Source organism: Rhodococcus sp. 5A-K4, from assembly GCF_046097995.1.
GTDB lineage: Bacteria > Actinomycetota > Actinomycetes > Mycobacteriales > Mycobacteriaceae > Rhodococcus_F > Rhodococcus_F erythropolis.
In genome coordinates this window covers 92,203-116,727 of the sequence record NZ_JBJURM010000007.1, presented here as the reverse complement: position 1 = coordinate 116,727, position 24,525 = coordinate 92,203, and the positions used below count along the sequence as shown (strand labels likewise).

Below are 24,525 nucleotides of genomic sequence, written 5' to 3'. Positions count from 1 at the left end.
TCCTTCGCCGCGTAATGTGGCCGTGGTGGCCATCATTCATCGTGCGCAGCTGAATCCGTCCAAGAACGACCTGCTCCGAGCGTGGGTGCCCAAGCAGCCATGGGTCGGGTCGGTCGACTGTTCGACGCTCGAACGCGTCGACGCCTATCGTTTCGACGACCCGGACGGCGAGGTCGGAATCGAGACGCACCTGCTCCGCTCTGCCGACGGTCGAATTCTTCAGGTCCCGCTCACTTATCGTGGTGCTCCGCTGGACGGGGCGGAGACTGCGCTGATCGCAACCATGGATCATTCGGTACTGGGCGAGCGGTGGGTGTACGACGCTTGCTGCGATCCGGTCTACGTGAGCGCGGTGGCGACCGCGATTCTGACCGGTGGGGCCGGAGTCGATCTGGTTTTCGCGGACTCCGCCGATCACATCACGGTGACGGCTCACGTAGTAGGCAGCGGTACGGCCGGCGCTTCCGTACCGGACGTCGAATCGGTGACCGGCTCGACAGTCGGCACCGACACGATCATCAGCGCGGGAGAACTGGAATTGACCGTGGTGAGAGTGATCGACGCAGATCGAGTGTCAGGCTCAGCGACGCTCACCGGAACCTGGCCGGGGCAGCCGAATCCCGCACTGCTCGCGTTCGTCGGTTGAGTCTCGGCGCCTGAGTCGCGTGAGCGTCAGCGGACGCCCTCGATGACACCGGGCATCGCGTCGAAGTCGAAGACACGCGCGTGCAGCACGACGCGGTTTCGCAGGGCCGAACGAACCGCTCGGTGCAGGCCGTCCTCGAGGTAGAGAGTGCCGCGCCACTGCACTGCGTGAGGGAACAGATCGCCGTAGAAGGTCGAGTCCTCCGACAGCAGGCGATCGAGTTCGAGGACCTTCGTGGTGGTCACGATCTCGTCGAGTCGAACCTGACGTGGAGGGAACTTCGACCAGTCGCGTAGAGACAGTCCGTGATCGGGATACGGTTTGCCGTCCATCACGCCTTTGAAGATCATGTGCCGCCTTGTCCATGGTTGTGCGATCGACCCTTCGCCGATCTCACTCCACAGTAAGGGCAACAGCCGTCTCTGGCGCTCGGGCGATTAGACTGCCAGTGGGAACCGATGTGTAAATGTCGGTGTTCGTTCTGTTCAGGAAACGGAGGTGGCAACGATGTCGAGTACCGACGACAGGCGTTTCGAGGTCTTACGTGCAATCGTGGCCGATTACGTCTCCACCCAGGACCCGGTGGGATCCAAGGCCCTGGTCGAGCGTCACAACCTCGGAGTGTCGAGCGCCACTGTGCGCAACGACATGGCATTCCTCGAGGCCGAGGGCTACATCGCCCAACCGCACACCAGTTCCGGCCGCGTTCCGACCGACAAGGGATACCGCGAATTCGTCGATCGCATCGCCGACGTCAAGCCCATGTCCGGACCCGAGCGACGAGCGATCCTCGAGTTCTTGGAGTCGGGTGTCGACCTCGACGACGTTCTGCGCCGCGGTGTGCGACTGCTCGCGCAACTGACCCGTCAGGTCGCGGTTGTCCAATATCCGTCGCTGTCCGCGTCGTCGGTTCGCCACCTCGAGGTGGTCGCATTGACGCCGGCGCGCCTGCTTCTCGTTCTCATCACCGATTCCGGGCGAGTCGATCAGCGAATCGTCGAGCTCGGGGACGTCCTCGAAGACGAAGACCTGTCCCGGTTGCGCGCGCTTCTCGGCGGGGCCCTGGAAGGTAAGCGCCTGGCCGCCGCGTCGATTGCCGTGGCGGAACTGGCCGACGAGTCTCCGGCCGACCTGCGCGACGCCGTGATCCGGTCGGCAACGGTTCTGGTCGAGACCCTGGTCGAACATCCGGAAGATCGCCTCGTTCTGGGCGGAACCTCCAACCTCACGCGCAACGCCGCCGATTTCTCCGGTCTGGCCGGCTTCCCCGGTTCGCTGCGCGCAGTGCTCGAAGCACTGGAAGAGCAGGTAGTGGTCCTCAAACTGCTCGCTGCGACTCAGAATTCCGGCACGGTCACCGTCCAGATCGGTGAAGAGACGCAGGTCGAACAGATGCGCGGAACCTCCGTGATTTCGACTGGCTACGGCGCGGCCGGTACCGTTTTCGGTGGTGTCGGTGTGCTCGGACCCACTCGGATGGACTATCCGGGAACAATTGCATCGGTTGCCGCCGTTGCCAGATACATCGGCGAAGTTCTCTCCGAGCGATGACGGACGTCGACATTTGGTCGGCACACCTCCTCGCGAGGACTGAGGAAAACCTAGAAGTAAGAGAAGGACGAGAGACTCAACGTGGCACGGGATTACTACGGATTGCTCGGCGTCGGCAAGAACGCGACAGACCAGGAGCTCAAGCGCGCTTACCGCAAGCTGGCACGCGAACTGCACCCGGACGTCAACCCTGACGAGGCGGCGCAGGCCAAGTTCAAGGAGATCTCGACGGCCTACGAGGTCCTGACCGACCCGGAGAAGCGTCGCATCGTCGATCTCGGCGGAGACCCGCTCGAGTCCGGTGGCGGCGGAGGTGGTGGCTTCGGCGGCGGATTCGGTGGCGGTGGCCTCGGCGACGTCTTCGAAGCCTTCTTCGGCGGCGGTGGCGGCGCAGGTCGTGGGCCGCGCGGTCGCGTTCAGCCCGGAGCCGACTCGTTGCTTCGCACCAAGCTGACCCTCGCAGAATGTGCGACGGGCGTCAGCAAGCACGTGACCGTCGAGACGGCCATTCTGTGCGACAGCTGCACCGGAGCCGGAACCAACGGCGACTCCAAGCCTGTCCGCTGTGAGACCTGCAACGGTGCCGGCGAAGTTCAGTCCATCCAGCGATCGTTCCTCGGCCAGGTCATGACCTCGCGTCCCTGCCCGACGTGCCGCGGTGCCGGTGAGACCATCCCGGATCCCTGCCACAAGTGTGGCGGCGACGGCCGAGTGCGGGCCAAGCGCGACATCACGGTGAAGGTTCCGGCGGGCGTTGCCGGTGGCATGCGCATCCGTTTGACTGCGCAGGGTGAAGTCGGCCCAGGCGGCGGACACCCCGGCGACCTCTACGTCGAGATCGTCGAGCAGCAGCACGACGTCTTCGTTCGGGACGGTGAAGACCTGCACTGCACCATCCGTGTTCCCATGGTCGACGCAGCACTGGGTACCAGCGTCACCGTCGACACCATCATCGACGGCCCCAAGGAAATCACCATCGAGCCAGGCACCCAGCCCGGGCACGTTGCTGTTCTTCGCGGTCACGGTATGCCGAAACTGCGGTCGGGAGTGCGCGGCGACGTCCACGCTCACCTCGAGGTGGTCATCCCGAGCCGCCTCGATCACAAGCAGTCCAAGCTGCTCAAGGAATTCAAGCTGCTCCGCGATCGTGACGAAGCCGAGGTCGTTTCGACGACGTCGCAGAACAGCGGTGGTCTGTTCTCGCGTCTTCGCGAAGCATTCAGCGGCCGCTGACGGTGGCCGCAACGGTCTTCTTTCTCGACCCGGTTCCCGGCGTCGGTGAAATCGCAGTTCTGGACGGGCAGGAGGGCCGCCACGCGGCCACTGTCCGCCGGATCGGTGTCGGCGAGCGTTTGGTGTTGGCCGACGGACGTGGCCGGGTAGCCGACGCCGAGGTGACGAGCGTCGGCAAGGATCGCCTCGAACTGTTGGTCAGCGACGTTCAGGTTCTCGAGCAGCCCAAGCCGTTGGTGACCCTGATTCAGGCACTGCCCAAGGCCGAGCGCTCCGAGTTGGCCGTCGAACTGGCCACCGAGGCTGGTATCGACGCCGTGATTCCGTGGCAGTCCCTGCGTTGTGTCGCCAAATGGGAAGGCCCGAAGCTCGCCAAGGGCGTCGCACGCTGGCGAAGTGCCGCAGTGTCTGCGGCGAAGCAGTCCAGACGCGCGTTCGTCCCGGAGATTTCGGATCTGCACAAGACGGCGGCGGTGATCGCGTTGGTTCGCGACGCCGTTGCCCGCGGCGCTGTGGTTGCGGTGCTTCACGAATCGGCGACGACGCCGTTGGCTGGCTTGCCGTTGGCGAGCGCGGACGAGGTATTTCTCGTTGTCGGTCCCGAAGGTGGCCTCGACGATTCGGAGATCAGTGCGTTGTCGGAGGCCGGGGCCACTCCGGTGCTTCTCGGGCCGACGGTCCTGCGCACGTCGACCGCCGGGGCTGTTGCTCTCGGCGCGATCGGAGTGCTGACCGATCGCTGGGGACCACGGCCACTGCACTGATCTTGTTGTGACTGCACTGATCTTGTTGTGACTGCACTGACGTTGGTGTGATCCCGAGCTGAATCGGATCCGGCGCTCAGCGAAGTGTCAGATTTGCGCACTATCGTAAGGACGTCGGGGGTCGCCTTCGGCGTGAGTTGGTTCGGGGATTTCAGGAGGCCAGATGTTGTCACGTGCGCATATGCGAATTGCCGGAGCGGTGTGTGCCGCGGCGGCGATGATGCTGGTTGCGGGGTGCACGGTCTCCACCGGAGACAACCCGGGCTCTTCCGGTAATGCCGTCACCACCACACCGACCAGCGAGGCGCTCGTCACCGTCACTCCCGCCGACGGCGGAACCCCCGTGAGCCCCCTCGATCCCATCGAGGTCCAGGTCGCGAAGGGAACACTGACGACCGTCGCGCTGACCAATCCCGAAGGTAAGGAAGTCGCCGGTATCACGACGCCTGACAAGACGTCCTGGAAGCCGAGCGAACCACTCGGATACGGCAAGACCTACAAGCTTGTCGTCGATGCCGTCGACGCGAATGGTGTTGCCACGACCAAGAACACGACGCTGACCACCGTCGCGCCGAGTAATCAGACTCGCGCGTACATCAACACCACCGGTGGCGCCTCGATTTCGGACGGTGGCACGTACGGCGTCGGCACGGTCGTCGCCGTTCATTTCGACGAGTTGATCGGTGACAAAGCCGCGGCCGAGAAGTCTCTGGTGGTCACCACCAATCCGCCCGTACAAGGATCGTGGTACTGGGTCGACGGTCAGAACGTTCACTGGCGCCCGCAGAATTACTACGCACCAGGCACGACGGTCTCGGTGAACGCGAACATCTACGGCAAGCAACTCGGCAACGGACTGTACGGCCAACAGGACGACACCGTGTCCTTCAAGATCGGCGACTCCCACGTCTCGGTCGCCGACGACAACACCAAGATGGTGACCGTCTACGAAAACGGTCAGGTGATCAAGGAGATGCCGACCTCGATGGGAATGGGCGGCACCGAAACGATCGGCGGCACGACGCTCTCGTTCTGGACCCAGCCCGGCACGTACACCGTGATGGACAAGGCCAATCCCGTCATCATGGATTCGTCGACCTACGGTCTGCCGATCAACTCGCGCCTGGGCTACAAGGAATCCATCAACTGGGCCACCCGCATCAGCACGGACGGTATCTATCTTCACGAGTTGGAGAGCACCGTCTGGGCGCAGGGAAACACCGACACCTCGCACGGTTGCCTCAATCTCAGTGCGGCCAATGCCAAATGGTTCTTCGATTTCTCGCAGCCAGGAGATGTCGTCGAGATCAAGAACACCGGCGGGGCTCCGCTGGAGGTGTGGCAGAACGGCGACTGGACCCTCTCGTGGGCAGACTGGGCCGCAGGCAGCGCCCTCGCCTGAGATAGATTTCCTCGGTGCCTCGATTCAAGATTCCGTACGGCCGACACGAGCAACAGTTCGGGCATCTCTACGTTCCCGACGAGGCGGTTGACGGCCCGATCCCGATCGTCATGCAGATCCACGGCGGCTTCTGGAGCGGGCAGTACGGATTGAATCTGGGCACCGCATTTGCCGTCGAACTCGCGCGGCACGGCGTCGCAGTGTGGAACATCGAATACCGCCGCCTCGGGGCGGGCGGTGGTTGGCCGGAAATGTCCGCCGACGTGAAAACGGCGTACGACGAAATCCCCGGACTGGTTGCCGCGAAGTCCTCGGCCGAATTCGATCTGAATCAGATTCGCCTGCTCGGGCATTCGGCCGGCGGACATCTTGCAGTGTGGCTGGCGGGAGAGAAGGACACGTTCACCCGGCCTGAACGGGTAATCGCGCAGGCTGCCGCACTCGATCTGGCGTCGGCAGGCGAGCGTGGACGACGGATCAGCTTCATCGAGGATCTGTTCGGCGTTCCGTTCGAAGCGGACCCGGATCTGTATCGCAATGCGTCGCCACAGCATCGACTGCCGATCGGCGTTCCCGTTGTGTGCGTCACGGGTGCGGAGGATCTGCAGGTGCCGGCCAAGGTGAGCTACCGGTATGCGAAGGCTGCCGAAGCGGCTGGTGATCCCGTGGCACTGCGTGTGATCGAGGGCGAAGGGCACGACGCATTTCTCTCACCCTCGACCGAGTCCTGGCGGGTCTCCCGCGAGTTGGTTCTCGCCGAAGACCCGCTGGCTCCGAGCACGTCAGACTGACACGGGGCCTTCTTGCACAGGGGCCTTCTTGCCCGGCAGGATGAACGCCACGACAACTGCCCCCACGAACAGTGCAAGGCCGCCCGCCCAGCTGGCCGCCGAAATCGCGTCGGCGTAGGCACTGCCGGCGGCGTCGAGCAACGGCGCTGCCTGAGCTGCAGCCAAGGGGTTGCCTGCCATCTCTTCGGCGACCAACGAAGCGCCGCCGACGGATTCTCCCGACACCTCCATCGCGTACGCGGCCTGTTGCGCCAGCTCACCCGTCAACTGTGGAACCTGCATACCGCTGATGAATCCTGCGATCGAATCCTTGTAGCTCGCAGCGAGGATCGAGCCCAGGATCGCGATTCCCAGAGAGCCGCCGAGTTCGATGGCGGTGTCGTTGAGGCCACCAGCAGCGCCGAGATCGTCCTCGGAGAAGTTGTCCATGATGGCGTCGGTGGCCGGCGGTTCACTCAAGCCGATGCCCAGGCCGAGCAGGATCAGTGGGACAGCGAACATCCAGTAGCCCGAATCGCCGTCTACCTGCGTGAGAATCAGAACACCGACCGCGGCGACGACCATGCCGCCGACGATGGATGCCCGGACGCCGATCAGCGGAGTGATCCGGCCACTGACCACGGCGCCGATCGAAACGGCAATTGCCAAGGGCAGCAGACGAACACCGGTTTCGAGTGCGCCGTAGCCGAGGATGAACTGGAACTGCTGTGAGATGAAGTAGATGGCACCGAAGGCGGCCAGGAAGAGCAGAAGTACGGCGAGTGTCGCGCCGCCGACCATGCGCTGGCCGAGTTTGCGGACGTCGAGCAGTGGCTGCGGGTGACGCAGTTCCCAGACGACGAACGAGACGAGACCGATCGCAGCGAGCACGGCGGTGCCGATGGGTCCGCCGGTCCACCCGAAGTGGAATCCGTTGATGATCGAGTACACGAGCGAGCCGATGGTGACCACCGAGAGTGCGCCGCCGATCCAGTCGATCCGGCCCAGGTGCTCGGCCTTGCTCGGCGGCACCAGGATTACGGCGGCGACGGCAGCGACGGCGGCGATCGGGACGTTGATCAGGAAAGTGATGCTCCAGGAATGACTGTCGAGAATCCAGCCGGCCAGTAGCGGACCGAGGGCAATCGCCAGACCCGACGTCGCCGCCCACGCCGCGATGGCGCGTGATCGCTCCGCTTTGGGAAAGGTGGCGACCAGAAGCGAGAGCGTCGCGGGCATGATGATCGCGGCGCCGACGCCCATGATCATTCGTGCCGCGATGACGGCGTTGGTGGTGTCCGCGATACTGCCGAAGACGGCGCCGCCGGCGAACACGGCGAGTCCGGCCAGAAGCGCTCCGCGGCGACTGTACTTGTCACCGATCACGCCGAACAGCAACATCAGCGCGGCGTAGGGGACTGTGTAGCCGTCGATGACCCATTGCAGTTGAGTGCTGGTGAGCCCGAGGTCTCTGGTCATGTCCGGCGCCGCGACGATCAGCGCGGTATTCGCCATCACGACGATCAGCAAACTCAGGCATAACACCCCGAGCGCGGCCCACCGCCGTGAGTACGGCTGGTCCATCTCCGAGACAGGTTTGCTCATGAGTGTCGTCATGACGCGACTCCGTTCCTGATGATCGAAGAGACTCCTCGATCTATTTGCACACTGATGTGTAAGTTAATAACTTGCACACCGATGTGCAACTATGATTGACCTAGATCACAGTTGGGCAGTCGAAAGAGGTGGAACGCGCGTTGACGCATTCGGGCACAGTCGTTTCGGGAACTGCCGAATCGGGCGGAAGGCAGCGTCGTAGTCAGGCCGCGGCGAATCGCAATCGCATCATCGAGGCGGCGATCACGGCGTTCGCTGCTGATCCGGATGCGAGCATGGACGACGTCGCAAAGGCTGCCGGTGTGGTCAGACGAACCGTGTACGCGCATTTCGACAGCCGTGAGGCGCTGATCAACGGCATCGTGGACGAGGCGTCGACCGATCTCGTTGCTGCGCTGAGCCAAGCCGGTGAGCCGCCCGAGCGCCCCGATCTGGCGACTGCCGTACTGGCATTGCTGTCATGGCCGGTCGGTGATCGATTCCGGATGCTGCTCAGTTTTGCCCGCAAAGAGTTGGGGGAGCAGCGGATTCTCGATTTGATGGAGCCCGCGCGCGCCGTGAGTGTCAGCGTCGTCGAGCGAGGTCAGCGTGACGGCACCTTCTCGACATACCTGCCGGCCGAGACTCTGGTAGCGATGACCGAGGCGATCACGATCACTTTGTTCGATCAGGCCAACAGTGGGCTCATCACCGACTCTGGCGAATCCTTTGCCGCCGTATGCCTGGTCATCGCGGGTATCAGTCCGGACAGAAGCGCCGAGGTCGTCGCCGAAGCGTCGGAATGGATCCGAGAATCGCTGCCGTCCGGTCGCCGCGAGGATTAGGCCGGGACGATTAACAAGTGGGCCGTGTCCGACTCTGGCGCTAGACTTCGAAGTATCGAGGCTCACGAGTCGAGTGGGCTGATCGGACCAGAAAGCAGGCCATATTCACCACGTGAGTGAACACAGTGAACTCGACGGGAACCGTGTAACCACCATCACCGATCGCGCTCTGCCCGCAGAGCGCACCGTCCGTTCGAGTATGGATCTGGCGCCGGAGACCGTGCGCCAAATCCTGGGGGCGACGGACGAGAATCTCACCGCGATCGAACGTGAGCTTCGTGCCGACATTCACGTACGTGGCGGAACTGTCTCCTTGTCGGGGACGGCTGCAGACGTTGCGCTGGCAGAACGTGTGTTCAGTGAATTGGCGTCGCTGGCCGGTCGGGGGCAACCCATCGCACCGGATGCTGTTCGACGAACCATCGGCATGCTCACCAACGAGGTCGGCGAGTCTCCGGCCGAGGTGCTCTCCCTCGACATTCTTTCGCGTCGGGGCAAGACGATTCGGCCCAAGACCCTCAACCAGAAACGCTACGTCGACGCCATCGACGAGAACACCATCGTGTTCGGAGTCGGCCCGGCCGGTACCGGCAAGACCTACCTCGCCATGGCCAAGGCCGTTCAGGCGTTGCAGGCCAAGCAGGTCTCTCGGATCATCTTGACCAGGCCGGCAGTCGAGGCAGGCGAGCGACTGGGCTTTCTGCCCGGCACGCTGCACGAGAAGATCGATCCGTACCTGCGCCCGCTGCACGACGCATTGCACGACATGATGGATCCCGAGGCGATTCCGAAGTTGATGCAGGCCGGAGTCATCGAGGTCGCTCCGCTCGCCTACATGCGCGGCCGGACGCTCAACGACGCCTTCATCATCTTGGACGAAGCGCAGAACACCACGGCCGAGCAGATGAAGATGTTCCTGACCCGTCTCGGGTTCGGTTCCAAGATCGTGGTCACCGGAGACGTGACCCAGGTCGATCTACCTGGTGGGGCCCGTTCGGGTCTGCGTGCGGCATCCGAAATCCTCACCGGGATCGACGATATTCATTTCGCCACCCTCGACAGCAGTGACGTCGTACGGCATCGGCTGGTCTCCCACATCGTCGACGCTTACGAGCGTCACGAATCGGATCGGTCCGGCGAGTTAGCGGTCGGAAACCGGGCGCAGCGCCGCGCTGCACATGCTCATTCACCGCGACGGTAGGCTGATCGACGCATCAACCCCTACTTTTCCCAGGAAAGAGCGTCGCACATGAGCATCGAGGTCTCGAACGAATCGGGCATGGACATCTCCGAACCGGAGTTGATCAGCGTTGCCCGTTTCGTGATCGCTCGGATGGATGTCCATCCGGCGGCCGAGCTGTCGATGGTTCTCGTCGACTCCGCGACGATGGCGGATCTGCACGTTCGCTGGATGGACCTGCCGGGCCCGACCGACGTCATGTCGTTCCCGATGGACGAACTCGAGCCGGGTGGCCGTCCTGATTCCCCGGAGCCTGGACCGTCGATGCTCGGCGACATCGTGTTGTGTCCGTCTTTTGCCGCGGATCAGGCTGACAAGGCCGGGCATTCACTGGCTCACGAACTTGCCCTCCTGACCGTCCACGGTGTGTTGCACCTCCTCGGCTACGACCATGCGGAGCCGGAAGAGGAGAAGGAGATGTTCGGCTTGCAGAACAGCCTCCTCGAAGAGTGGTACGAAGACCTTCGCCGTATCGACCGCGAAGCAGCACTGGCCGAACGCGATCAGAAGCTGCTCGGCAAGACCGGTTTCGTCGACGGAGTGGACCGATAACAGTTATCCGGGGGTTCTGTAGTGAGTAGCGCCATAGCGCTCTTTGTTCTGGCGATTGCTCTTGTCCCGGTCGGTGGTGTCTTCGCGGCCGTCGACTCGGCGCTCAACACCATTTCGTCGGCGCGCATCGACGAGATGGCAAAGGAAGAGCGAGCCGGCGCCGCGCGCGTGCAGCGCATTCTGACCGATCGTCCGCGATACGTGAACCTGATGGTCCTGCTTCGCATTTTGTGCGAGATCACGGCCACCGTCGTACTCGTGGGCGGTCTGATCGACATCCTCTCGTTGGGCTGGGCGCTGACCGTCACCGCGGTGATCATGGTTCTCGTCTCGTACGTGGTCATCGGCGTCGGACCGAGAACGCTTGGGCGCCAACATGCGTACTCCATCGCGATGGCCGCGTCGTTGCCACTGCTGTGGATCGGTGTTCTGCTCGGGCCCATCAGTCGCGTCCTGATCCTCGTGGGTAACGCCTTGACCCCGGGTAAGGGCTTCCGCAACGGTCCGTTCGCTTCGGAAATCGAGTTGCGTGAACTCGTGGACATGGCGCAGGAACGCGGCGTCGTCGCCGACGAAGAACGCCGAATGATCCAGTCCGTCTTCGAACTCGGAGACACGTCGGCACGCGAGGTGATGGTGCCTCGCACCGACATGGTGTGGATCGAAAATGACAAGAATGCCGGACAGGCGACGTCGTTGGCCGTGCGCAGTGGTCACTCGCGCTTGCCGGTCATCGGGGAGAACGTCGACGACGTGCTCGGTGTCGTCTACCTCAAGGATCTGGTCAAGCAGACCTACCACCTGCCCGACGGCGGCCGGAACGTCAACGTCTGCGACGTCATGCGGCCGGCGGTCTTCGTTCCCGATTCGAAGCCACTCGACAGCTTGCTGGCCGAGATGCAGCGCGACCGCAATCACATGGCGATCCTCGTCGACGAGTACGGCGGAATCGCCGGGCTGGTCACGATCGAGGACGTCATCGAAGAGATCGTCGGTGAGATCGCCGACGAGTACGACGAGGACGAGACGCCGCCCATCGAGGATCTCGGTGACGGAATGTTCCGCGTATCCGCGAGACTTCCCATCGAAGACCTCGGCGAATTGTTCGATCTCGAACTCGAACTCGACGAGGTGGAGACCGTCGGCGGGCTGATCGGATACGTACTCGGCCGAGTTCCGCTTCCTGGTTCCGAGGTGGAATACGACGGTTTGATCCTGCGCGGTGAGGGAACCAATACGGGCCGAGGCCGGGTACGCATCAGCACGGTGTTCGTGCAGCGCATCCCGCGGTCCGAAGACGAAGAGACAGAAGACACCGATGACTGAGCGAGTGTTCAGCGAGGAGCAGTTATGAGCAAGAACGAATTCCGGTCAGGCTTCGTGTGTTTCGTGGGTCGACCCAATACGGGTAAGTCCACGCTGACCAATGCGTTGGTCGGCAGCAAGATCGCGATCACGTCCTCGCGCCCGCAGACGACGCGCCATACGATTCGTGGCATCGTTCACCGCGAGCATGCGCAGCTGATCCTGGTGGACACCCCTGGACTGCACAAGCCGCGCACATTGCTCGGGCAGCGCCTCAACGACCTGGTTCGCGACACGTACTCCGAGGTCGACGTCATCTGCCTGTGCATCCCGGCCGACGAGGCCATCGGGCCCGGAGACCGCTGGATCGTGCAGCAGATCCGTCAGATGGCGCCCAAGACCAAGCTGGTCGGCATCGTCACCAAGATCGACAAGGTCAGCCGCGACGCCGTCGGAAAGCAGTTGCTTGCGCTGTCCACCTTGCTCGGTCCCGAATCCGAGGTCGTTCCGGTGTCCGCGAAGTCGGGCGAACAGGTCGAGATCCTGGTCGACGTCCTCGCCGGTCTGATGGACGAGGGCCCGGCCTTCTACCCGGACGGTGAATTGACGGACGAGCCCGAAGAGGTGCTCATGGCCGAACTCATCCGTGAGGCTGCGCTCGAGGGTCTCGGTGAGGAATTGCCGCACTCCCTGGCCGTGGTGATCGAGGAGGTCATCCCGCGCGAAGGACGCACCGAGAAGCAGGGCGAGATGCTGGACGTCCACGCGTTGCTCTACGTCGAGCGGCCCAGCCAGAAGGGCATCGTCATCGGTAAGGGCGGAGCGCGTCTGCGGGAAGTCGGTACCAGTGCGCGCCTGCAGATCGAGAAGCTGCTCGGTGTGCGGATCTTCCTGGAGTTGCACGTCAAGGTCGCCAAGGACTGGCAGCGCGACCCGAAGCAGCTCGGCCGGTTGGGCTTCTAGGGCCTCCGGCCCCGTGAGCGGTTAAGGAGTCCAGGGACTGCCTAACCACTCACAGGGGCCGGAGGACCCTGAGGATCGCCGCGCCGATGTCCTGCTCGTCGACGCCGGTGGCCAGGCGTCGGAGTTGGAGTCCAGTGATGACGGCGACGAGCGTCGATGCAATCGATTCGGGATCCGGTACGCCGAGTGCCGTCAGAATCGTGACGGTCAAATCGTCGTAGGCGGCAAAGCATTCGACCGCCACTTCATGGAGTTCGTGGTCGCGGCCGGCGGCGATGTACATCTCGAACGGCGCGATCCGCTCGGCCGAGAACGAAAGATCTCGCGTCACCTTCTCAGCTATTGCCGCGGCATCCTCGACGCTGAGACCTTTGTCGCGGTACTCCTCGGCCAAGGCGCGCAGGCGCGTCGTCTCGTCTGTCACGAAACGAGACAGAGCAGCGCGGAGCATGTCCGACTGGCTCGCGAAGTGATACGTGATCGATCCGAGTGAGACGCCGGCCTGCGCGGCGATGCGCCGGTTGCTCACACCCGGGATGCCGTCGGTACCGACGACGTGCAGAACGGCATCGAGTATTCGCTCGCGAACGTCCCGGTTACTCATCGGGTCACCACCACGGCTCGGGGCGGACCTGATCCCAACGCAGGACCGATTCCAATTGTGAAGCGAGGGAGACCAACAGAGGTTCGGTGTTCTCGTTGCCCATCAACTGCGCACCGATGGGCAGGCCGGCCTTGCTGAATCCGGCCGGCACGTTGACCGAGGGCCAGCCGAGGACGTTCCACGGCCACGCGTACGGGCAGGCGCCGGTCATGACCTTGTCGGTGTCCCAACCACCGATGCCGTCGATCGCGGTCGCCATGATCGGTGGAGTTGCCGTCGTGGGTGCCAGGACGACGTCGTAGGTGTCGAAGATCGCCCCGATCCGCTTTCGCATCCGCGGTTCGGCCGCGCGGGCCGCGCGCAGTGGCGCACCACGAAGTAGCTTGCCGTTCTGTGCATTTCCGCGTGTTCTGGCATCGACCAGTGTCGGGTCGGGAACGCGTCCGAGCCAGTCGTGGACCCCGACGAGTGAGCGGGGCAGAAAGTTCAGGCCGAAGATCAGGCCGTATGCGGGATCGTCGACGACGACGTGGTGTCCGAGTTCCCGCAGCGTGTCGGCGATCGAATGAACCGCCAGGCGCACTTCCGGGTCCAGCTTCACAGGAGTGGCGGTGAACGGATTACGAAGGGAAAGAGCGATTTTCAGTTTTCCGGGGTCGCGTCCCACCGCGTCGCTGACGGTGACCGGTGTCGGCTTGTGGAGATCGCCGTCATGGTTGCCGGCAGCGACGTCGAGCAACAGTGCCGCGTCGGCGACGGTGCGAGCGAGCGGGCCGTTGACCGTCAGGCCGTAGAAGGCTTCGGCGTCGGGCCAGGTGGAGATGCGCCCGCGCTGCGGCTTGATTCCGACGAGGTTGGTCCAGGCCGCGGGGATTCGGATGGAACCGGCTCCATCGGAACCGATTCCGGCGCTGACTAATCCGGCAGCGACGGCCGCCGCGGTGCCGCCCGACGATCCGCCTGGAGTGTGGTGACGCGACCACGGATTGCGCGTGTAACCGAAGGCTGAACCGCTCGTGAGCGGCCACTGGCCCAGTTCCGGGCTGTTGGTCTTGCCCACGATCACTGCGCCGGCGTCGCGGAGGCGTCGAACCATCTCCGAGTCCTCGGTCTTGGCCGGGAAATCGCCAGGGCAACCGAAGGCGGTGGGTTCGCCGGTGATGTCGACGTCGTCCTTCACTGCGATCGGCACGCCGAGAAGAGGTAGGCGCTCGCCGAGTGCGAGACGCCTGTCGGCCTCGGCAGCTTCTTCGAGTGCCTTCTCGCGCCGCACGATCTTGAACGCATTGAGGTGAGGCTGAGTGGCCTCGATCCGGCTCAGCGTTGCCTCCGTGGCCGCGACGGACGAGGTAGCACCCGAAGCCAGACTCGCAACCTGGTCGACAAGGCCGGGGGCGAGATCGTGGTCGGTTCGAGAAGTCATCAGGTTCCCTTCGCAAAACTGTTCGTTCGAACGAACAGTAACTTGTTTCAGTATTGGCGAACTTGGGTTCCGCGTCAAGATCGCGTCAAGACGCCAGGTCAGTGCGTAAGTGGATCGTCAGAGACACGGAATCGGCCTCTCTGGAGGTCGAAGCTGAGAGAGCGCATCCGGTCGAGGGCGACCGAGCGTCATGGCTGCGATGCACAGCAGCACGGCAAAAGATTTCGAAGAGGGAAGCTCATGGCCGATCTGGCCTACGTTGCTCTGATTCTCGGTGGTTTTCTCGTGTGCGCGCTGGTGCTGCGCGCCCTACAGGCGAGCGCTCCCAAATGACGGTTGCCGGTGTGGTCAGCGTGGTTCTGATCGCCGTCGCCGCGGCATTGGTCATTTATCTGCTCGTTGCACTCGTAGATCCTGAGAGGTTCTGATGTCGCCCGCTCTTGCAGCCGGCCTGCAGATCGCTTTTGTCCTCGCCGTTCTGGCAATTGCCTACGTTCCGGTGGGCGACTACATGGCACGCGTTTACACGTCGACGCGAGATCTGCGGGTCGAGAGTGTGATCTACCGCGTCGGCCGGATCGACTCGCGGGCCGAGCAGACGTGGTACGGCTACGCCGCAAGCGTTCTCGGATTCTCGTTGGCGAGCGCATTGTTCTTGTACTTTCTCCAACGGATTCAGGGTGTACTACCGCTGAGTGACGGACTGTCCGGCGTCAGCCCTGCCGTTGCCTTCAACACCGCGATTTCCTTTGTGGCGAACACGAACTGGCAGTCGTACACGCCGGAAACGACGATGAGCAACTTCGTTCAGCCCGTCGGCCTGGCGGTGCAGAACTTCGTCTCTGCCGCAGTCGGGATGGCGGTGGCCATCGCATTGGTTCGTGGCTTCATTCGGGTTGCCCGGGGCGGCGAAATCGGCAACTTCTGGGTCGATCTGACGCGTGGTTCTCTGCGCATCCTCCTCCCGTTCTCCTTCGTGATCGCCCTGATCCTGTTGAGCCAGGGAGTGATCCAGTCGTTCCACAGCGGTTTCGCCTCCACTGGCCTCGACGGCAATGCGGTGACCAATGCACTAGCTCCCGTCGCGTCCCAGGAAGCGATCAAGGAACTCGGCACGAACGGCGGCGGGATCTTGGCTGCCAACTCGGCGCACCCGTTCGAGAACCCCACCCCGCTGAGCAATATCGTCGAGATTCTGGCGATCCTGTTGATTCCGGTCTGCCTCACACGAACATTCGGAACGCTCGTCGGTGATCGTAGGCAAGGCCTCACCCTGCTCGCAGTGATGGGAATCCTGTGGAGCGGACTGCTCGCGGTGACGCTCGCTGCCGAATCCGGCGCACGCGGTGTTGCCGCCACAGCAGCTGGTTCGATGATGGAGGGCAAGGAAGTTCGCTTCGGAATCCCCGGATCGGCATTGTTCGCGGTGGCGACCACGGGAACGTCGACGGGTGCGGTGAACTCGGCCCACGACAGCATGTCGCCCCTCGGCGGCGGCGCGGTCCTGCTCAACATGTTGCTCGGCGAAATCGCGCCGGGCGGAGTCGGAACCGGCCTCTACGGGATTCTCGTGCTGGCGCTGATCGCAGTGTTCGTCGGCGGACTGTTGGTCGGTCGCACGCCCGAATACCTCGGCAAGAAGTTGGGTCGTCGCGAGATAACCCTTGCGGCGCTGTCGATCCTGGTCATGCCCGCACTGGTCCTGATCGGTACCGCCATCACCGTGATCCTCGGTTCGACCACCGGTTATCAAGGCAACGGGGGAGATCCGGGCACGCCGGGATCGATCCACGGGTTCAGCGAGGTCCTCTATGCCTTCGCTTCCGCCTCGAACAACAACGGCAGCGCGTTCGGCGGTCTGACCGTCACCAGCGACTGGTTCCAGTCGTCCCTCGGAATCTGCATGCTTCTGGGCCGATTCCTGCCCATCATCTTCGTTCTCGCTCTGGCCGGTGCGCTGGCCTCTCAGAAGAAGGTGGCGCCGACGGCGGGCACCCTCCCCACATCCGGCCCGATGTTCACCGGCCTGTTGACCGGCACCGTCGTTCTTGTTGCTGCACTTACATTCTTCCCGGCCCTCGCGCTGGGCCCGCTAGCGGAGGCTCTTCAATGACCGTGCGTATCAGTGAGAAACCCGTGGTAGCGCAAGACGCTGCCGACAAGGTTGATCCAGGGCAGTCCCGTCAAGTACACGCAGGCGTATTCAACCCGCGGCAGATGATCACCGCGTTGCCGGGGGCCGTACGCAAACTCGATCCACGCCACTTGGCGCGTAACCCGGTCATGTTCGTGGTGTTCGTCGGTTCCGTCATCACCACCGTCATGGCGATCGCCGATCCCTCGGTGTTCTCATGGGTGATCACCCTGTGGCTCTGGTTCACGGTGATCTTCGCGAACCTCGCCGAATCCGTGGCCGAAGGGCGAGGCAAGGCTCAGGCGGCCAGCCTGCGCAAGGTCAAGCAGGACACCACAGCACATCGGATCACGATGAGCGGCGCGATCGAATCGGTTTCCGGCACCGAACTGGTGGTCGGCGACCGGGTGATCGTGGTTGCCGGCGAGGTCATCCCCGGCGACGGCGACGTGGTCGAAGGTATTGCCTCCGTGGACGAATCGGCGATCACCGGTGAATCCGCCCCGGTAGTCCGTGAATCCGGTGGCGACCGCTGCGCCGTCACCGGTGGTACGACGGTTCTCTCCGACCGGATCGTCGTGGAAATCACCGCAGCACCGGGCAGTTCGTTCGTGGACCGGATGATCGCGCTCGTCGAAGGCGCCTCGCGTCAGAAGACACCCAACGAGATTGCGCTCAACATCCTGCTCGCGTCGTTGACGGTCATCTTCCTCCTCGCCGTCGTAGCCATCGGCCCGATGGGCTTGTACGCGGGGCACGAGCAGGATCCGATCAAGCTGATCGCACTCCTCGTCTGCCTGATCCCGACGACCATCGGAGCGCTGCTCTCGGCAATCGGTATCGCGGGCATGGACCGCCTCGTCCAGCGCAACGTTCTCGCGATGTCGGGGCGTGCCGTGGAAGCTGCGGGCGACATCGACACCCTGTTGATGGACAAGACCGGAACCATCACCTTCGGCAACCGCCGGGCGACCGCGCTCCACCCGGCACCCGGCGTATCCGCCGACGATCTTGCTGCGGCAGCGCGCTTGTCGAGCCTGGCCGACGGAACTCCCGAGGGACGGAGCATCGTCGAGTTGTGCGCAGCAGAGTTCTCTCTCGCGGCCGAACCGACGCTCGACGAGGAACGCGCCGAGTTCGTTCCCTTCACGGCACAAACGCGGATGAGCGGGCTCGACCACTCCGGACGCCAAATCCGAAAGGGTGCAGCAGATGCGGTGATGAACTGGGTCGTCAGTGGCGGTGGACATGCAGAGACCGCGGTGACCGACACCGTGAACGACATCGCCCAAGCCGGCGGAACACCACTGGTAGTTGCCGTCAAACACGGTGAGAGCACCTCGATCCTCGGCGTGATCGCGTTGTCCGACGTCGTCAAGCCGGGAATGGCTGACAGGTTCGCCGAACTCCGGGCGATGGGTATTCGCACGATCATGATCACCGGCGACAATCCGTTGACCGCGAAGGCGATTGCCGATGAGGCGGGCGTCGACGACTTCATGGCGGAGGCCACCCCGGAAGACAAACTGGCCCTGATCCGGAAGGAGCAGGAAGGCGGACGTCTCGTCGCGATGACCGGTGACGGGACCAATGATGCGCCCGCCCTTGCCCAGGCAGATGTCGGGGTCGCGATGAACACGGGAACCTCGGCAGCCAAAGAGGCCGGGAACATGGTCGATCTCGATTCTGATCCCACCAAGTTGATCGAGGTAGTGGAAATCGGCAAGCAATTGCTGATCACCCGCGGCGCCTTGACCACATTCTCGTTGGCGAACGACCTGGCGAAGTACTTCGCAATCCTGCCGGCATTGTTCAGCGGCATCTACCCGCAGCTGGACGCGTTGAACATCATGCGGCTCGCCACCCCCGAATCCGCGATCGTCTCGGCCGTGATCTTCAACGCCTTGGTGATCATCGGGTTGATTCCGTTGGCACTCAAGGGTGTTCGATACCGACCGTCGACAGCATCGCAGTTGCTCGGACGTAACCTGCTCGTCTACGGTCTCGGCGGTGTGATCACACCGTTCGTCGGTATCTGGTTGATCGATCTCGTCGTGCGTTTGATTCCTGGAATTGGGTGACCTGACATGCGTTTCACTATCGGTTTTGCCAAACAGGTGTGGGCGGGTTTGCTCGTATTACTTGCACTCACGGTCGTTCTCGGTGTGATCTATCCCGCCGCGGTGTGGGGGGTCAGCCGGATCAGCTCCGGATCTGCCGAAGGCTCACCGGTCACTGATGCCGCCGGTTGCGTGGTCGGCAGTGCCTGGGTGGGTGTTGATCCGCAGGTTGCCGAAGGGCAGCAGGACCCGTTCTTCCACAACCGCGTTGTCGGATCCGTTTCGGACGAGGATCCTTTTGCCACCGGTGATCCCGCTGCGGCACTACCGTCCAACCAGGGGCCGAGCAGCGAGATTCTGGCCGGATTCATCATCGAGCGCCGGGCAGCCATCGCGGCACGTGAGGGCGTCGACCCGGCATCGGTTCCCGTCGACGCAGTCACCGGTTCGGGCTCGGGTATCGATCCCCACATCAGTCCGGCGTACGCCGAGCTGCAGGTCGCGAGGGTGGCGGCGAACAACGGCATCTCGGAAGACCAGGTGCGGGACTTGGTGGCTGAGCACACCGACGGTCGGCAACTCGGATTTCTCGGAGCCGAGCGAGTCAACGTCCTGGAATTGAACCTGGCACTCGGATTGACGGCACCTACGTGTGCTGCGCCGACGACTGGTGGATGATTGTCACGTGAGTTCTTCGGAGAAGGTCGGTCAATCTTTCGGTAGGGCACGCAAACGTGGTGAATTGCGTATCTACCTCGGCGCTGCCCCCGGCGTCGGAAAGACCTTCGCGATGCTCGGTGAGGCTCATCGACGTCGAGATCGTGGCTGTGACGTGGTCGCGGCTGTTGTGGAGACACACGGCCGCGCCCGCACGGCGGCGCAGATCGGTGACCTCGAGATCATTCCGCCGAAGCTGGTGGACTATCGCGGAACACGGATGCCGGAACTGGACGTCGAGGCCGTGTTGGCTCGGCGGCCGGCCCTTGTCCTCGTGGACGAGTTGGCACACACCAACACGCCGGGGAGTAAGAATCACAAGCGCTGGCAGGACGTGCAGGAACTGCTCGAAGCCGGGATCGACGTCCTGTCCACGGTCAACGTGCAACACCTCGAAAGCCTCAACGACGTTGTCGCGCACATCACCGGCGTGGTTCAGCAGGAGACGGTTCCGGACGCGATAGTGCGTAGTGCGGCGCAGGTCGAGCTGGTCGACATCACTCCGGAGGCGCTGCGCCGCAGACTTTCTCACGGCAACGTGTATTCGCCGGAGCGTGTCGATGCGGCATTGGGTAACTACTTCAGACGCGGAAACCTCACGGCGCTACGCGAACTGGCTCTGCTGTGGGTGGCCGATCAGGTGGACGCCGCCCTGGCGAAGTACCGGGCCGAGAACAAGATCACCGATACCTGGGAGGCGCGCGAGCGTGTCGTCGTTGCCGTGACCGGGGGACCGGAGTCGGAAACGCTGGTACGACGCGCATCCCGTATCGCGTCGAAATCGAGTGCCGAGCTGATGGTGGTCCACGTCGTGCGCGGTGACGGACTCACCGGCGTCTCGGCTCCGGAGATGGGCAAGGTGCGCGCGTTGGCCGTCGGGGTCGGCGCCACGCTTCACACCGTTGTCGGTGACGACGTACCGTCGACGCTTCTCGAATTCGCCCGCGAGGAGAACGCCACACAGTTGGTTCTGGGAACGTCTCGACGTTCTCGGCTGGCGCGCATCCTCGACGAGGGGATCGGCGCCGCGGTGGTTCAGCAGTCCGGCGGCATCGACGTTCACATGGTCACCCATGAGGAAACGACCGTCCGTCGGCGGATCTCGTTGTTCGGCCGATCCGAGTACCGCTTGCTGTCGTGGATTGCGGCAGTGGTGGTTCCGACGGCCGCAGCCGGACTCATGGGTCTGATCGACCGGATCTCCGGCGTGCCGGGCGAAAATGCGTTGTTCTTCGTGGTGGTGGTTCTGGTCGCGCTGCTCGGTGGTGTCGGGCCGGCAATGCTGTCTGCTCTGTTATCGGGACTGCTGCTCAATTACTTCTTCACCGACCCCAGGTACAGCTTCACGATCGCCGAACCCGACAACTTCATCACGACGGTGGTGCTGCTGATAGTGGCTGTGGCAGTGGCCGTTCTGGTGGACGCTGCCGCCAAAAAAGCTCGAGAAGCGAAGCGCGCTTCGGAGGAAGCGGAACTTCTGACACTGTTTGCGGGGTCGGTTCTCCGCGGTGCTGACCTGTCCACGCTGCTCGAGAAAGCTCGCGAAATCTACCGTCAACGGGGGGTTTCAGTGGTGCATCATGAGGATGGCGTAGTCGCGGCCGTGGGTGCAGAACCGCCGGCACGTGAAGCTGACGCGGATTCCGTGTGCGAGGTAAACGACGGCGAATACGCACTGATGCTGTCGGGGCCGGAGTTGAGTGCGCGTGATCGTCGGGTGTTGACCGTTGTCGCGCACCAGGCGGTCGGCATGATCCGTCAGGACAAGCTCACGGTCGAAGCGAGCAAGGCGGCTGCATTGACCGAGGCTGATCAACTGCGCCGAGCATTGCTTTCGGCTGTGAGCCATGACCTTCGGACACCGCTCGCCGGCGTGAAGGCTGCTGTGTCGAGCTTGCGCAGCGACGACATCGAGTTCTCACCTGAGGACACGGCAGAACTACTGGCCACCATCGAGGAGTCTGCGGATCAGTTGACCGCGCTGGTCGGCAACCTTCTTGATTCGTCCAGACTGGCTGCGGGAGTGGTCAAGCCGACGTTGCGGGCGGTGTACCTCGACGAAGTTGTTCACCGGGCGTTGCTTGGATTAGGCATCGGCGGCCGGTCGGACTCCCGGTCCTACAGTGTGATCGTCGACGTGGGTACTGTTGCCGTGCAAGCCGATCAGGGTTTGCTCGAGAGAGTGATCGCCAACCTCGTCGACAACGCATTGCGGTACGGCGGCACAACACCGGTGCGAGTGGGAGCAGCACGCGTCGGAGACCGCACCGTCATCACCGTCGCAGATACCGGCCCCGGTGTACCCCGTGGTGAAGCCGAATCGATGTTCGAGCCGTTCCAGCGGATGGGAGATCGCGACAACACCGGCGGAGTGGGCCTCGGGCTGTCCGTGGTTCGTGGATTTGTCGACGCGATGGGCGGAACGGTCAGTGCCACCGACACTCCGGGCGGTGGGTTGACGATGATGGTCGAACTGGCCGGTGCAGGAACGAATGGAAGCGAGTCATGAGCCGGATACTGGTTGTCGACGACGAACCGCAGATCTTGCGGGCACTACGCATCAACCTCACTGTGCGTGGATATGACGTGGTGACGGCGTCCACCGGAGCAGGGGCCCTGCGCGCTGCAGCGGAACGGCCGCCGGACGTGGTGATTCTCGATCTCGGACTGCCGGACATGGACGGCACCGAAGTACTTGCAGGCCTGCGTGGCTGGTGCACGGCGCCGGTCATCGTGCTGTCGGCGCGCACCGACTCCGCGGACAAAGTCGAGGCCCTCGATGCCGGTGCCGACGATTACGTCACCAAGCCCTTCGGGATGGACGAGTTTCTGGCCCGCGTGCGCGCAGCGGCGAGGCGTGGAACCTCGGCGGCCGATACCTCGGAACCGTCGGTCGAGACTGCGTCGTTCACGGTGGACTTGGCTGCCAAAACGGTGAGTCGGCGCGGTGAACAGGTGCATCTGACTCCGACGGAGTGGGGCATGCTCGAGATGCTTGTGCGCAACCGCGGAAAGCTGGTCGGGCAGAAGGAATTGCTTCGGGAGGTGTGGGGACCCGCTTACGACACCGAGACTCACTATCTGCGTGTCTACCTGGCTCAACTTCGTCGCAAGCTCGAGGACGACCCGGCCAACCCCAAGCATCTGATCACCGAGGCGGGGATGGGTTATCGATTCGTGGTGTGAGAAACCAGGTGTGAGAAACCAGGTCAGATCATCACCACCAATTTGCCACGAGCCGTACCGGCTTCCATCTTGGCATGCGCTTGCGCGATGTCCTCGAATGCGAATACCTCGTCGATCGGTACCACCGCCTCGCCTGACGCGACAGCGGAGAGGAAGTCTTGCAGTACGTCGGCAGGCAGGTCGGACGCGTCCCCGCCGTACGAGGTCAATCGCACTCCGCGTGGAATGTAGTCGATCGGATAGAAGTCCTTGACTGTCCACTCGTTGGACAACATGCCCGTGAAACACACGGTCCCGTGAACGCGAGTGGCGCGCAACGTGTCGGGAAGTGTTGGTGTTCCGACTAATTCGAGAGCCAGATCAACACCGTCCGGGAAAATGTCTCGCACCTGGCCTGCCACGGCACCGTCGTCGAGGACAACGTGGTCGACCCCGATCGCGGTCAACGATGACGTCTTGCTCGCATCGCGGGTGGTCGCAAGGACCGTGAGCCCCCACTGCTTCGCCAGGACTGCGGTTGCCATGCCGACCGAGGAGGTTCCGCCTCGAATCAGTAGGGATTGACCGGATTTCGCATCCAGTCCCACCGTCAGCGAGCCGTACGACGTCTGCAGCATCTCGGGAACAGCTCCCACTGTCGACCAGTCCAGTTTGCTGGAGAAGGGAACGACCTGGCTGACGGGAACGCATGTGTACTCGGCATATCCGCCGTCGAAGACCCGACCCATCCCGCCCATCATGGCGGCGACCTGCTGCCCTTCGGTCAACTCCCCGCCGGGGCAGTTCACCACTTCGCCGACGGCCTCGATGCCCAGCACCCTCGGGAACGTCACGCCTTCGGCGAGGCCGAGGCGGGTGTGCAGTTCGGATCGATTGAGACCGAAGGCCTTCACACGGATGAGGACCCAGCCGATGGTAGGCGCCGGTATGGGAATCTCCCTGATCGTCAATGCTTCTGGCGGGCCGGGGGCGTCGAGCACGATTGCGCGCATTGTGTCGGTCATGCTTTCTCCTTGGTGATGAGTGTCAGTCGACGGTTGACTTCGCGCAGCGTGGCCAGTGTGGCGCCGAACCGATCGAGAGCCTCGGGCGTCAGCACGGAACCGAGACGGCGTGCCAGTTCGTCGTCGAACGTGGACTTCGCCCGCTGCAAGAGGCCAATGCCGTCGGGGGTCAACGCGATGAGTGAGGATCGTTTGTCGGCGGGATTGGATTGTCGACGGCAGTGCCCCGAGGACTCGATCCGATCCACTAATTTGCTCGTGCCACCGACGGTGATCGCGAGCGCTTCGGCAATGTCGAAGACCCGACAGGAACCTAGCCTGTCGATGATCTGCATCGGCTCGAATCGACTCAGTGGCAGGTCGTGCTCGATTCGGAGTCGCTGGTCGACGGCCGTCCACAGTTCGGTTTCGAAGCGGACGAGGTTGTCGAAGTGACCGCTCAGGTCCGACCCCGTCATGAGCAGACCCCGAACCGATATGCATTCCGTGGAATCATTCTTTCACCGTACGCCCGATTCGTGATCAATTCC

General features: G+C 63.2%; 23 protein-coding genes. 17 read left to right on the top strand and 6 right to left on the bottom strand.

What is annotated here, in order from left to right; genetic code table 11:
* Positions 1-25: 25 nt before the first annotated feature.
* On the top strand, positions 26-646 hold the full coding sequence (locus ACKAMS_RS11860) for a CG0192-related protein (RefSeq protein WP_408989070.1): 621 nt from the start codon (positions 26-28) through the stop codon (positions 644-646).
* 26 nt (positions 647-672) lie between these two features.
* On the opposite strand, the gene ACKAMS_RS11855 is transcribed toward ACKAMS_RS11860, so the two are convergent.
* Complete coding sequence (locus ACKAMS_RS11855; RefSeq protein WP_003944521.1) at positions 673-996, bottom strand: type II toxin-antitoxin system VapB family antitoxin; 324 nt, start codon at positions 994-996, stop codon at positions 673-675.
* Between the two features lie 157 nt (positions 997-1,153).
* Here ACKAMS_RS11855 and hrcA point away from each other — a divergent pair, with 157 nt between their 5' ends.
* From hrcA to ACKAMS_RS11830, 5 genes are all read left to right on the top strand, one after another.
* A complete protein-coding gene (gene hrcA / locus ACKAMS_RS11850) occupies positions 1,154-2,197 on the top strand; it encodes a heat-inducible transcriptional repressor HrcA (protein ID WP_019749027.1) in 1,044 nt (347 codons plus the stop codon).
* 81 nt (positions 2,198-2,278) lie between these two features.
* The gene (dnaJ, locus tag ACKAMS_RS11845) at positions 2,279-3,430 is read left to right on the top strand and encodes a molecular chaperone DnaJ (protein WP_019749026.1); all 1,152 of its coding nucleotides are present in this window, start codon (positions 2,279-2,281) and stop codon (positions 3,428-3,430) included.
* 2 nt (positions 3,431-3,432) lie between these two features.
* A complete protein-coding gene (locus ACKAMS_RS11840) occupies positions 3,433-4,194 on the top strand; it encodes a 16S rRNA (uracil(1498)-N(3))-methyltransferase (protein ID WP_021333396.1) in 762 nt (253 codons plus the stop codon).
* Between the two features lie 163 nt (positions 4,195-4,357).
* Positions 4,358-5,596 carry an Ig-like domain-containing protein gene (locus ACKAMS_RS11835; protein WP_020908192.1) on the top strand — a complete coding sequence of 413 codons (1,239 nt, stop codon included), beginning with the start codon at positions 4,358-4,360 and terminating at the stop codon, positions 5,594-5,596.
* A 14-nt stretch (positions 5,597-5,610) separates the two neighbouring features.
* A complete protein-coding gene (locus tag ACKAMS_RS11830; RefSeq protein WP_408989069.1) occupies positions 5,611-6,387 on the top strand; it encodes an alpha/beta hydrolase family protein in 777 nt (258 codons plus the stop codon).
* Here the strand turns inward: ACKAMS_RS11830 and ACKAMS_RS11825 are convergent.
* On the bottom strand, positions 6,379-7,983 hold the full coding sequence (locus ACKAMS_RS11825) for an MFS transporter (RefSeq protein ID WP_021333394.1): 1,605 nt from the start codon (positions 7,981-7,983) through the stop codon (positions 6,379-6,381). The two genes, ACKAMS_RS11830 and ACKAMS_RS11825, sit on opposite strands and share 9 nt — an antisense overlap.
* 128 nt (positions 7,984-8,111) lie before the next feature.
* Here ACKAMS_RS11825 and ACKAMS_RS11820 point away from each other — a divergent pair, with 128 nt between their 5' ends.
* From ACKAMS_RS11820 to era, 5 genes are all read left to right on the top strand, one after another.
* Complete coding sequence (locus ACKAMS_RS11820) at positions 8,112-8,807, top strand: TetR/AcrR family transcriptional regulator (protein WP_078377511.1); 696 nt, start codon at positions 8,112-8,114, stop codon at positions 8,805-8,807.
* 112 nt (positions 8,808-8,919) lie between these two features.
* The gene (locus tag ACKAMS_RS11815) at positions 8,920-10,008 is read left to right on the top strand and encodes a PhoH family protein (protein WP_019749020.1); all 1,089 of its coding nucleotides are present in this window, start codon (positions 8,920-8,922) and stop codon (positions 10,006-10,008) included.
* Positions 10,009-10,056: 48 nt separating this feature from the next.
* The gene (ybeY, locus tag ACKAMS_RS11810) at positions 10,057-10,599 is read left to right on the top strand and encodes an rRNA maturation RNase YbeY (protein ID WP_003944525.1); all 543 of its coding nucleotides are present in this window, start codon (positions 10,057-10,059) and stop codon (positions 10,597-10,599) included.
* 21 nt (positions 10,600-10,620) lie between these two features.
* Positions 10,621-11,925 carry a hemolysin family protein gene (locus ACKAMS_RS11805; protein ID WP_019749019.1) on the top strand — a complete coding sequence of 435 codons (1,305 nt, stop codon included), beginning with the start codon at positions 10,621-10,623 and terminating at the stop codon, positions 11,923-11,925.
* Between the two features lie 24 nt (positions 11,926-11,949).
* Entirely contained in the window at positions 11,950-12,867 is a 918-nt protein-coding gene (era, locus tag ACKAMS_RS11800) for a GTPase Era (protein WP_019749018.1), read from the top strand.
* A gap of 49 nt (positions 12,868-12,916) precedes the next feature.
* Here the strand turns inward: era and ACKAMS_RS11795 are convergent, their stop codons facing one another.
* Both ACKAMS_RS11795 and ACKAMS_RS11790 read right to left on the bottom strand, forming a co-directional pair.
* Complete coding sequence (locus ACKAMS_RS11795; RefSeq protein WP_019749017.1) at positions 12,917-13,471, bottom strand: TetR/AcrR family transcriptional regulator; 555 nt, start codon at positions 13,469-13,471, stop codon at positions 12,917-12,919.
* A 4-nt stretch (positions 13,472-13,475) separates the two neighbouring features.
* Positions 13,476-14,894 carry an amidase gene (locus ACKAMS_RS11790; RefSeq protein ID WP_019749016.1) on the bottom strand — a complete coding sequence of 473 codons (1,419 nt, stop codon included), beginning with the start codon at positions 14,892-14,894 and terminating at the stop codon, positions 13,476-13,478.
* Between the two features lie 329 nt (positions 14,895-15,223).
* Between ACKAMS_RS11790 and kdpF the strand changes: the two genes are divergently transcribed.
* The 6 genes from kdpF to ACKAMS_RS11760 are packed head-to-tail and all read left to right on the top strand — an operon-like array spanning position 15,224 to position 22,991.
* Positions 15,224-15,322 (top strand): K(+)-transporting ATPase subunit F, encoded by a 99-nt coding sequence (gene kdpF / locus ACKAMS_RS11785; protein ID WP_007731078.1) that lies wholly within the window; start codon positions 15,224-15,226, stop codon positions 15,320-15,322.
* Positions 15,322-17,007, top strand: a complete 1,686-nt coding sequence (kdpA, locus tag ACKAMS_RS11780) for a potassium-transporting ATPase subunit KdpA (RefSeq protein WP_020969964.1) — start codon at positions 15,322-15,324, stop codon at positions 17,005-17,007. Before kdpF ends, kdpA begins: the two co-directional genes overlap by 1 nt.
* A complete protein-coding gene (gene kdpB, locus ACKAMS_RS11775) occupies positions 17,004-19,109 on the top strand; it encodes a potassium-transporting ATPase subunit KdpB (RefSeq protein WP_020969963.1) in 2,106 nt (701 codons plus the stop codon). The genes kdpA and kdpB overlap by 4 nt, the downstream gene beginning before the upstream one ends.
* A 6-nt stretch (positions 19,110-19,115) precedes the next feature.
* The gene (locus ACKAMS_RS11770) at positions 19,116-19,766 is read left to right on the top strand and encodes a potassium-transporting ATPase subunit C (protein WP_019749013.1); all 651 of its coding nucleotides are present in this window, start codon (positions 19,116-19,118) and stop codon (positions 19,764-19,766) included.
* Positions 19,767-19,773: 7 nt separating this feature from the next.
* Complete coding sequence (locus tag ACKAMS_RS11765; protein WP_408989068.1) at positions 19,774-22,314, top strand: DUF4118 domain-containing protein; 2,541 nt, start codon at positions 19,774-19,776, stop codon at positions 22,312-22,314.
* Positions 22,311-22,991, top strand: a complete 681-nt coding sequence (locus ACKAMS_RS11760) for a response regulator (RefSeq protein WP_019749011.1) — start codon at positions 22,311-22,313, stop codon at positions 22,989-22,991. The genes ACKAMS_RS11765 and ACKAMS_RS11760 overlap by 4 nt, the downstream gene beginning before the upstream one ends.
* A 23-nt stretch (positions 22,992-23,014) precedes the next feature.
* Here the strand turns inward: ACKAMS_RS11760 and ACKAMS_RS11755 are convergent, their stop codons facing one another.
* Both ACKAMS_RS11755 and ACKAMS_RS11750 read right to left on the bottom strand, forming a co-directional pair.
* Entirely contained in the window at positions 23,015-23,995 is a 981-nt protein-coding gene (locus tag ACKAMS_RS11755; RefSeq protein WP_019749010.1) for a zinc-binding alcohol dehydrogenase family protein, read from the bottom strand.
* Complete coding sequence (locus ACKAMS_RS11750) at positions 23,992-24,453, bottom strand: MarR family winged helix-turn-helix transcriptional regulator (protein ID WP_019749009.1); 462 nt, start codon at positions 24,451-24,453, stop codon at positions 23,992-23,994. The genes ACKAMS_RS11755 and ACKAMS_RS11750 overlap by 4 nt, the downstream gene beginning before the upstream one ends.
* Positions 24,454-24,525: the final 72 nt, after the last annotated feature.

Excerpts from the sequence above, each read along its gene's own strand:
- ACKAMS_RS11855 (WP_003944521.1), bottom strand. The coding sequence starts at position 996 with ATGATCTTCAAAGGCGTGATGGACGGCAAACCGTATCCCGATCACGGA.
- hrcA (WP_019749027.1), top strand. The coding sequence starts at position 1,154 with ATGTCGAGTACCGACGACAGGCGTTTCGAGGTCTTACGTGCAATCGTG.
- ACKAMS_RS11835 (WP_020908192.1), top strand. The coding sequence starts at position 4,358 with ATGTTGTCACGTGCGCATATGCGAATTGCCGGAGCGGTGTGTGCCGCG.
- ACKAMS_RS11825 (WP_021333394.1), bottom strand. The coding sequence starts at position 7,983 with ATGACGACACTCATGAGCAAACCTGTCTCGGAGATGGACCAGCCGTAC.
- ybeY (WP_003944525.1), top strand. The coding sequence starts at position 10,057 with ATGAGCATCGAGGTCTCGAACGAATCGGGCATGGACATCTCCGAACCG.
- era (WP_019749018.1), top strand. The coding sequence starts at position 11,950 with ATGAGCAAGAACGAATTCCGGTCAGGCTTCGTGTGTTTCGTGGGTCGA.
- ACKAMS_RS11795 (WP_019749017.1), bottom strand. The coding sequence starts at position 13,471 with ATGAGTAACCGGGACGTTCGCGAGCGAATACTCGATGCCGTTCTGCAC.
- ACKAMS_RS11790 (WP_019749016.1), bottom strand. The coding sequence starts at position 14,894 with ATGACTTCTCGAACCGACCACGATCTCGCCCCCGGCCTTGTCGACCAG.
- kdpF (WP_007731078.1), top strand. The coding sequence starts at position 15,224 with ATGACGGTTGCCGGTGTGGTCAGCGTGGTTCTGATCGCCGTCGCCGCG.
- kdpA (WP_020969964.1), top strand. The coding sequence starts at position 15,322 with ATGTCGCCCGCTCTTGCAGCCGGCCTGCAGATCGCTTTTGTCCTCGCC.
- kdpB (WP_020969963.1), top strand. The coding sequence starts at position 17,004 with ATGACCGTGCGTATCAGTGAGAAACCCGTGGTAGCGCAAGACGCTGCC.
- ACKAMS_RS11770 (WP_019749013.1), top strand. The coding sequence starts at position 19,116 with ATGCGTTTCACTATCGGTTTTGCCAAACAGGTGTGGGCGGGTTTGCTC.
- ACKAMS_RS11760 (WP_019749011.1), top strand. The coding sequence starts at position 22,311 with ATGAGCCGGATACTGGTTGTCGACGACGAACCGCAGATCTTGCGGGCA.
- ACKAMS_RS11755 (WP_019749010.1), bottom strand. The coding sequence starts at position 23,995 with ATGACCGACACAATGCGCGCAATCGTGCTCGACGCCCCCGGCCCGCCA.
- ACKAMS_RS11750 (WP_019749009.1), bottom strand. The coding sequence starts at position 24,453 with ATGACGGGGTCGGACCTGAGCGGTCACTTCGACAACCTCGTCCGCTTC.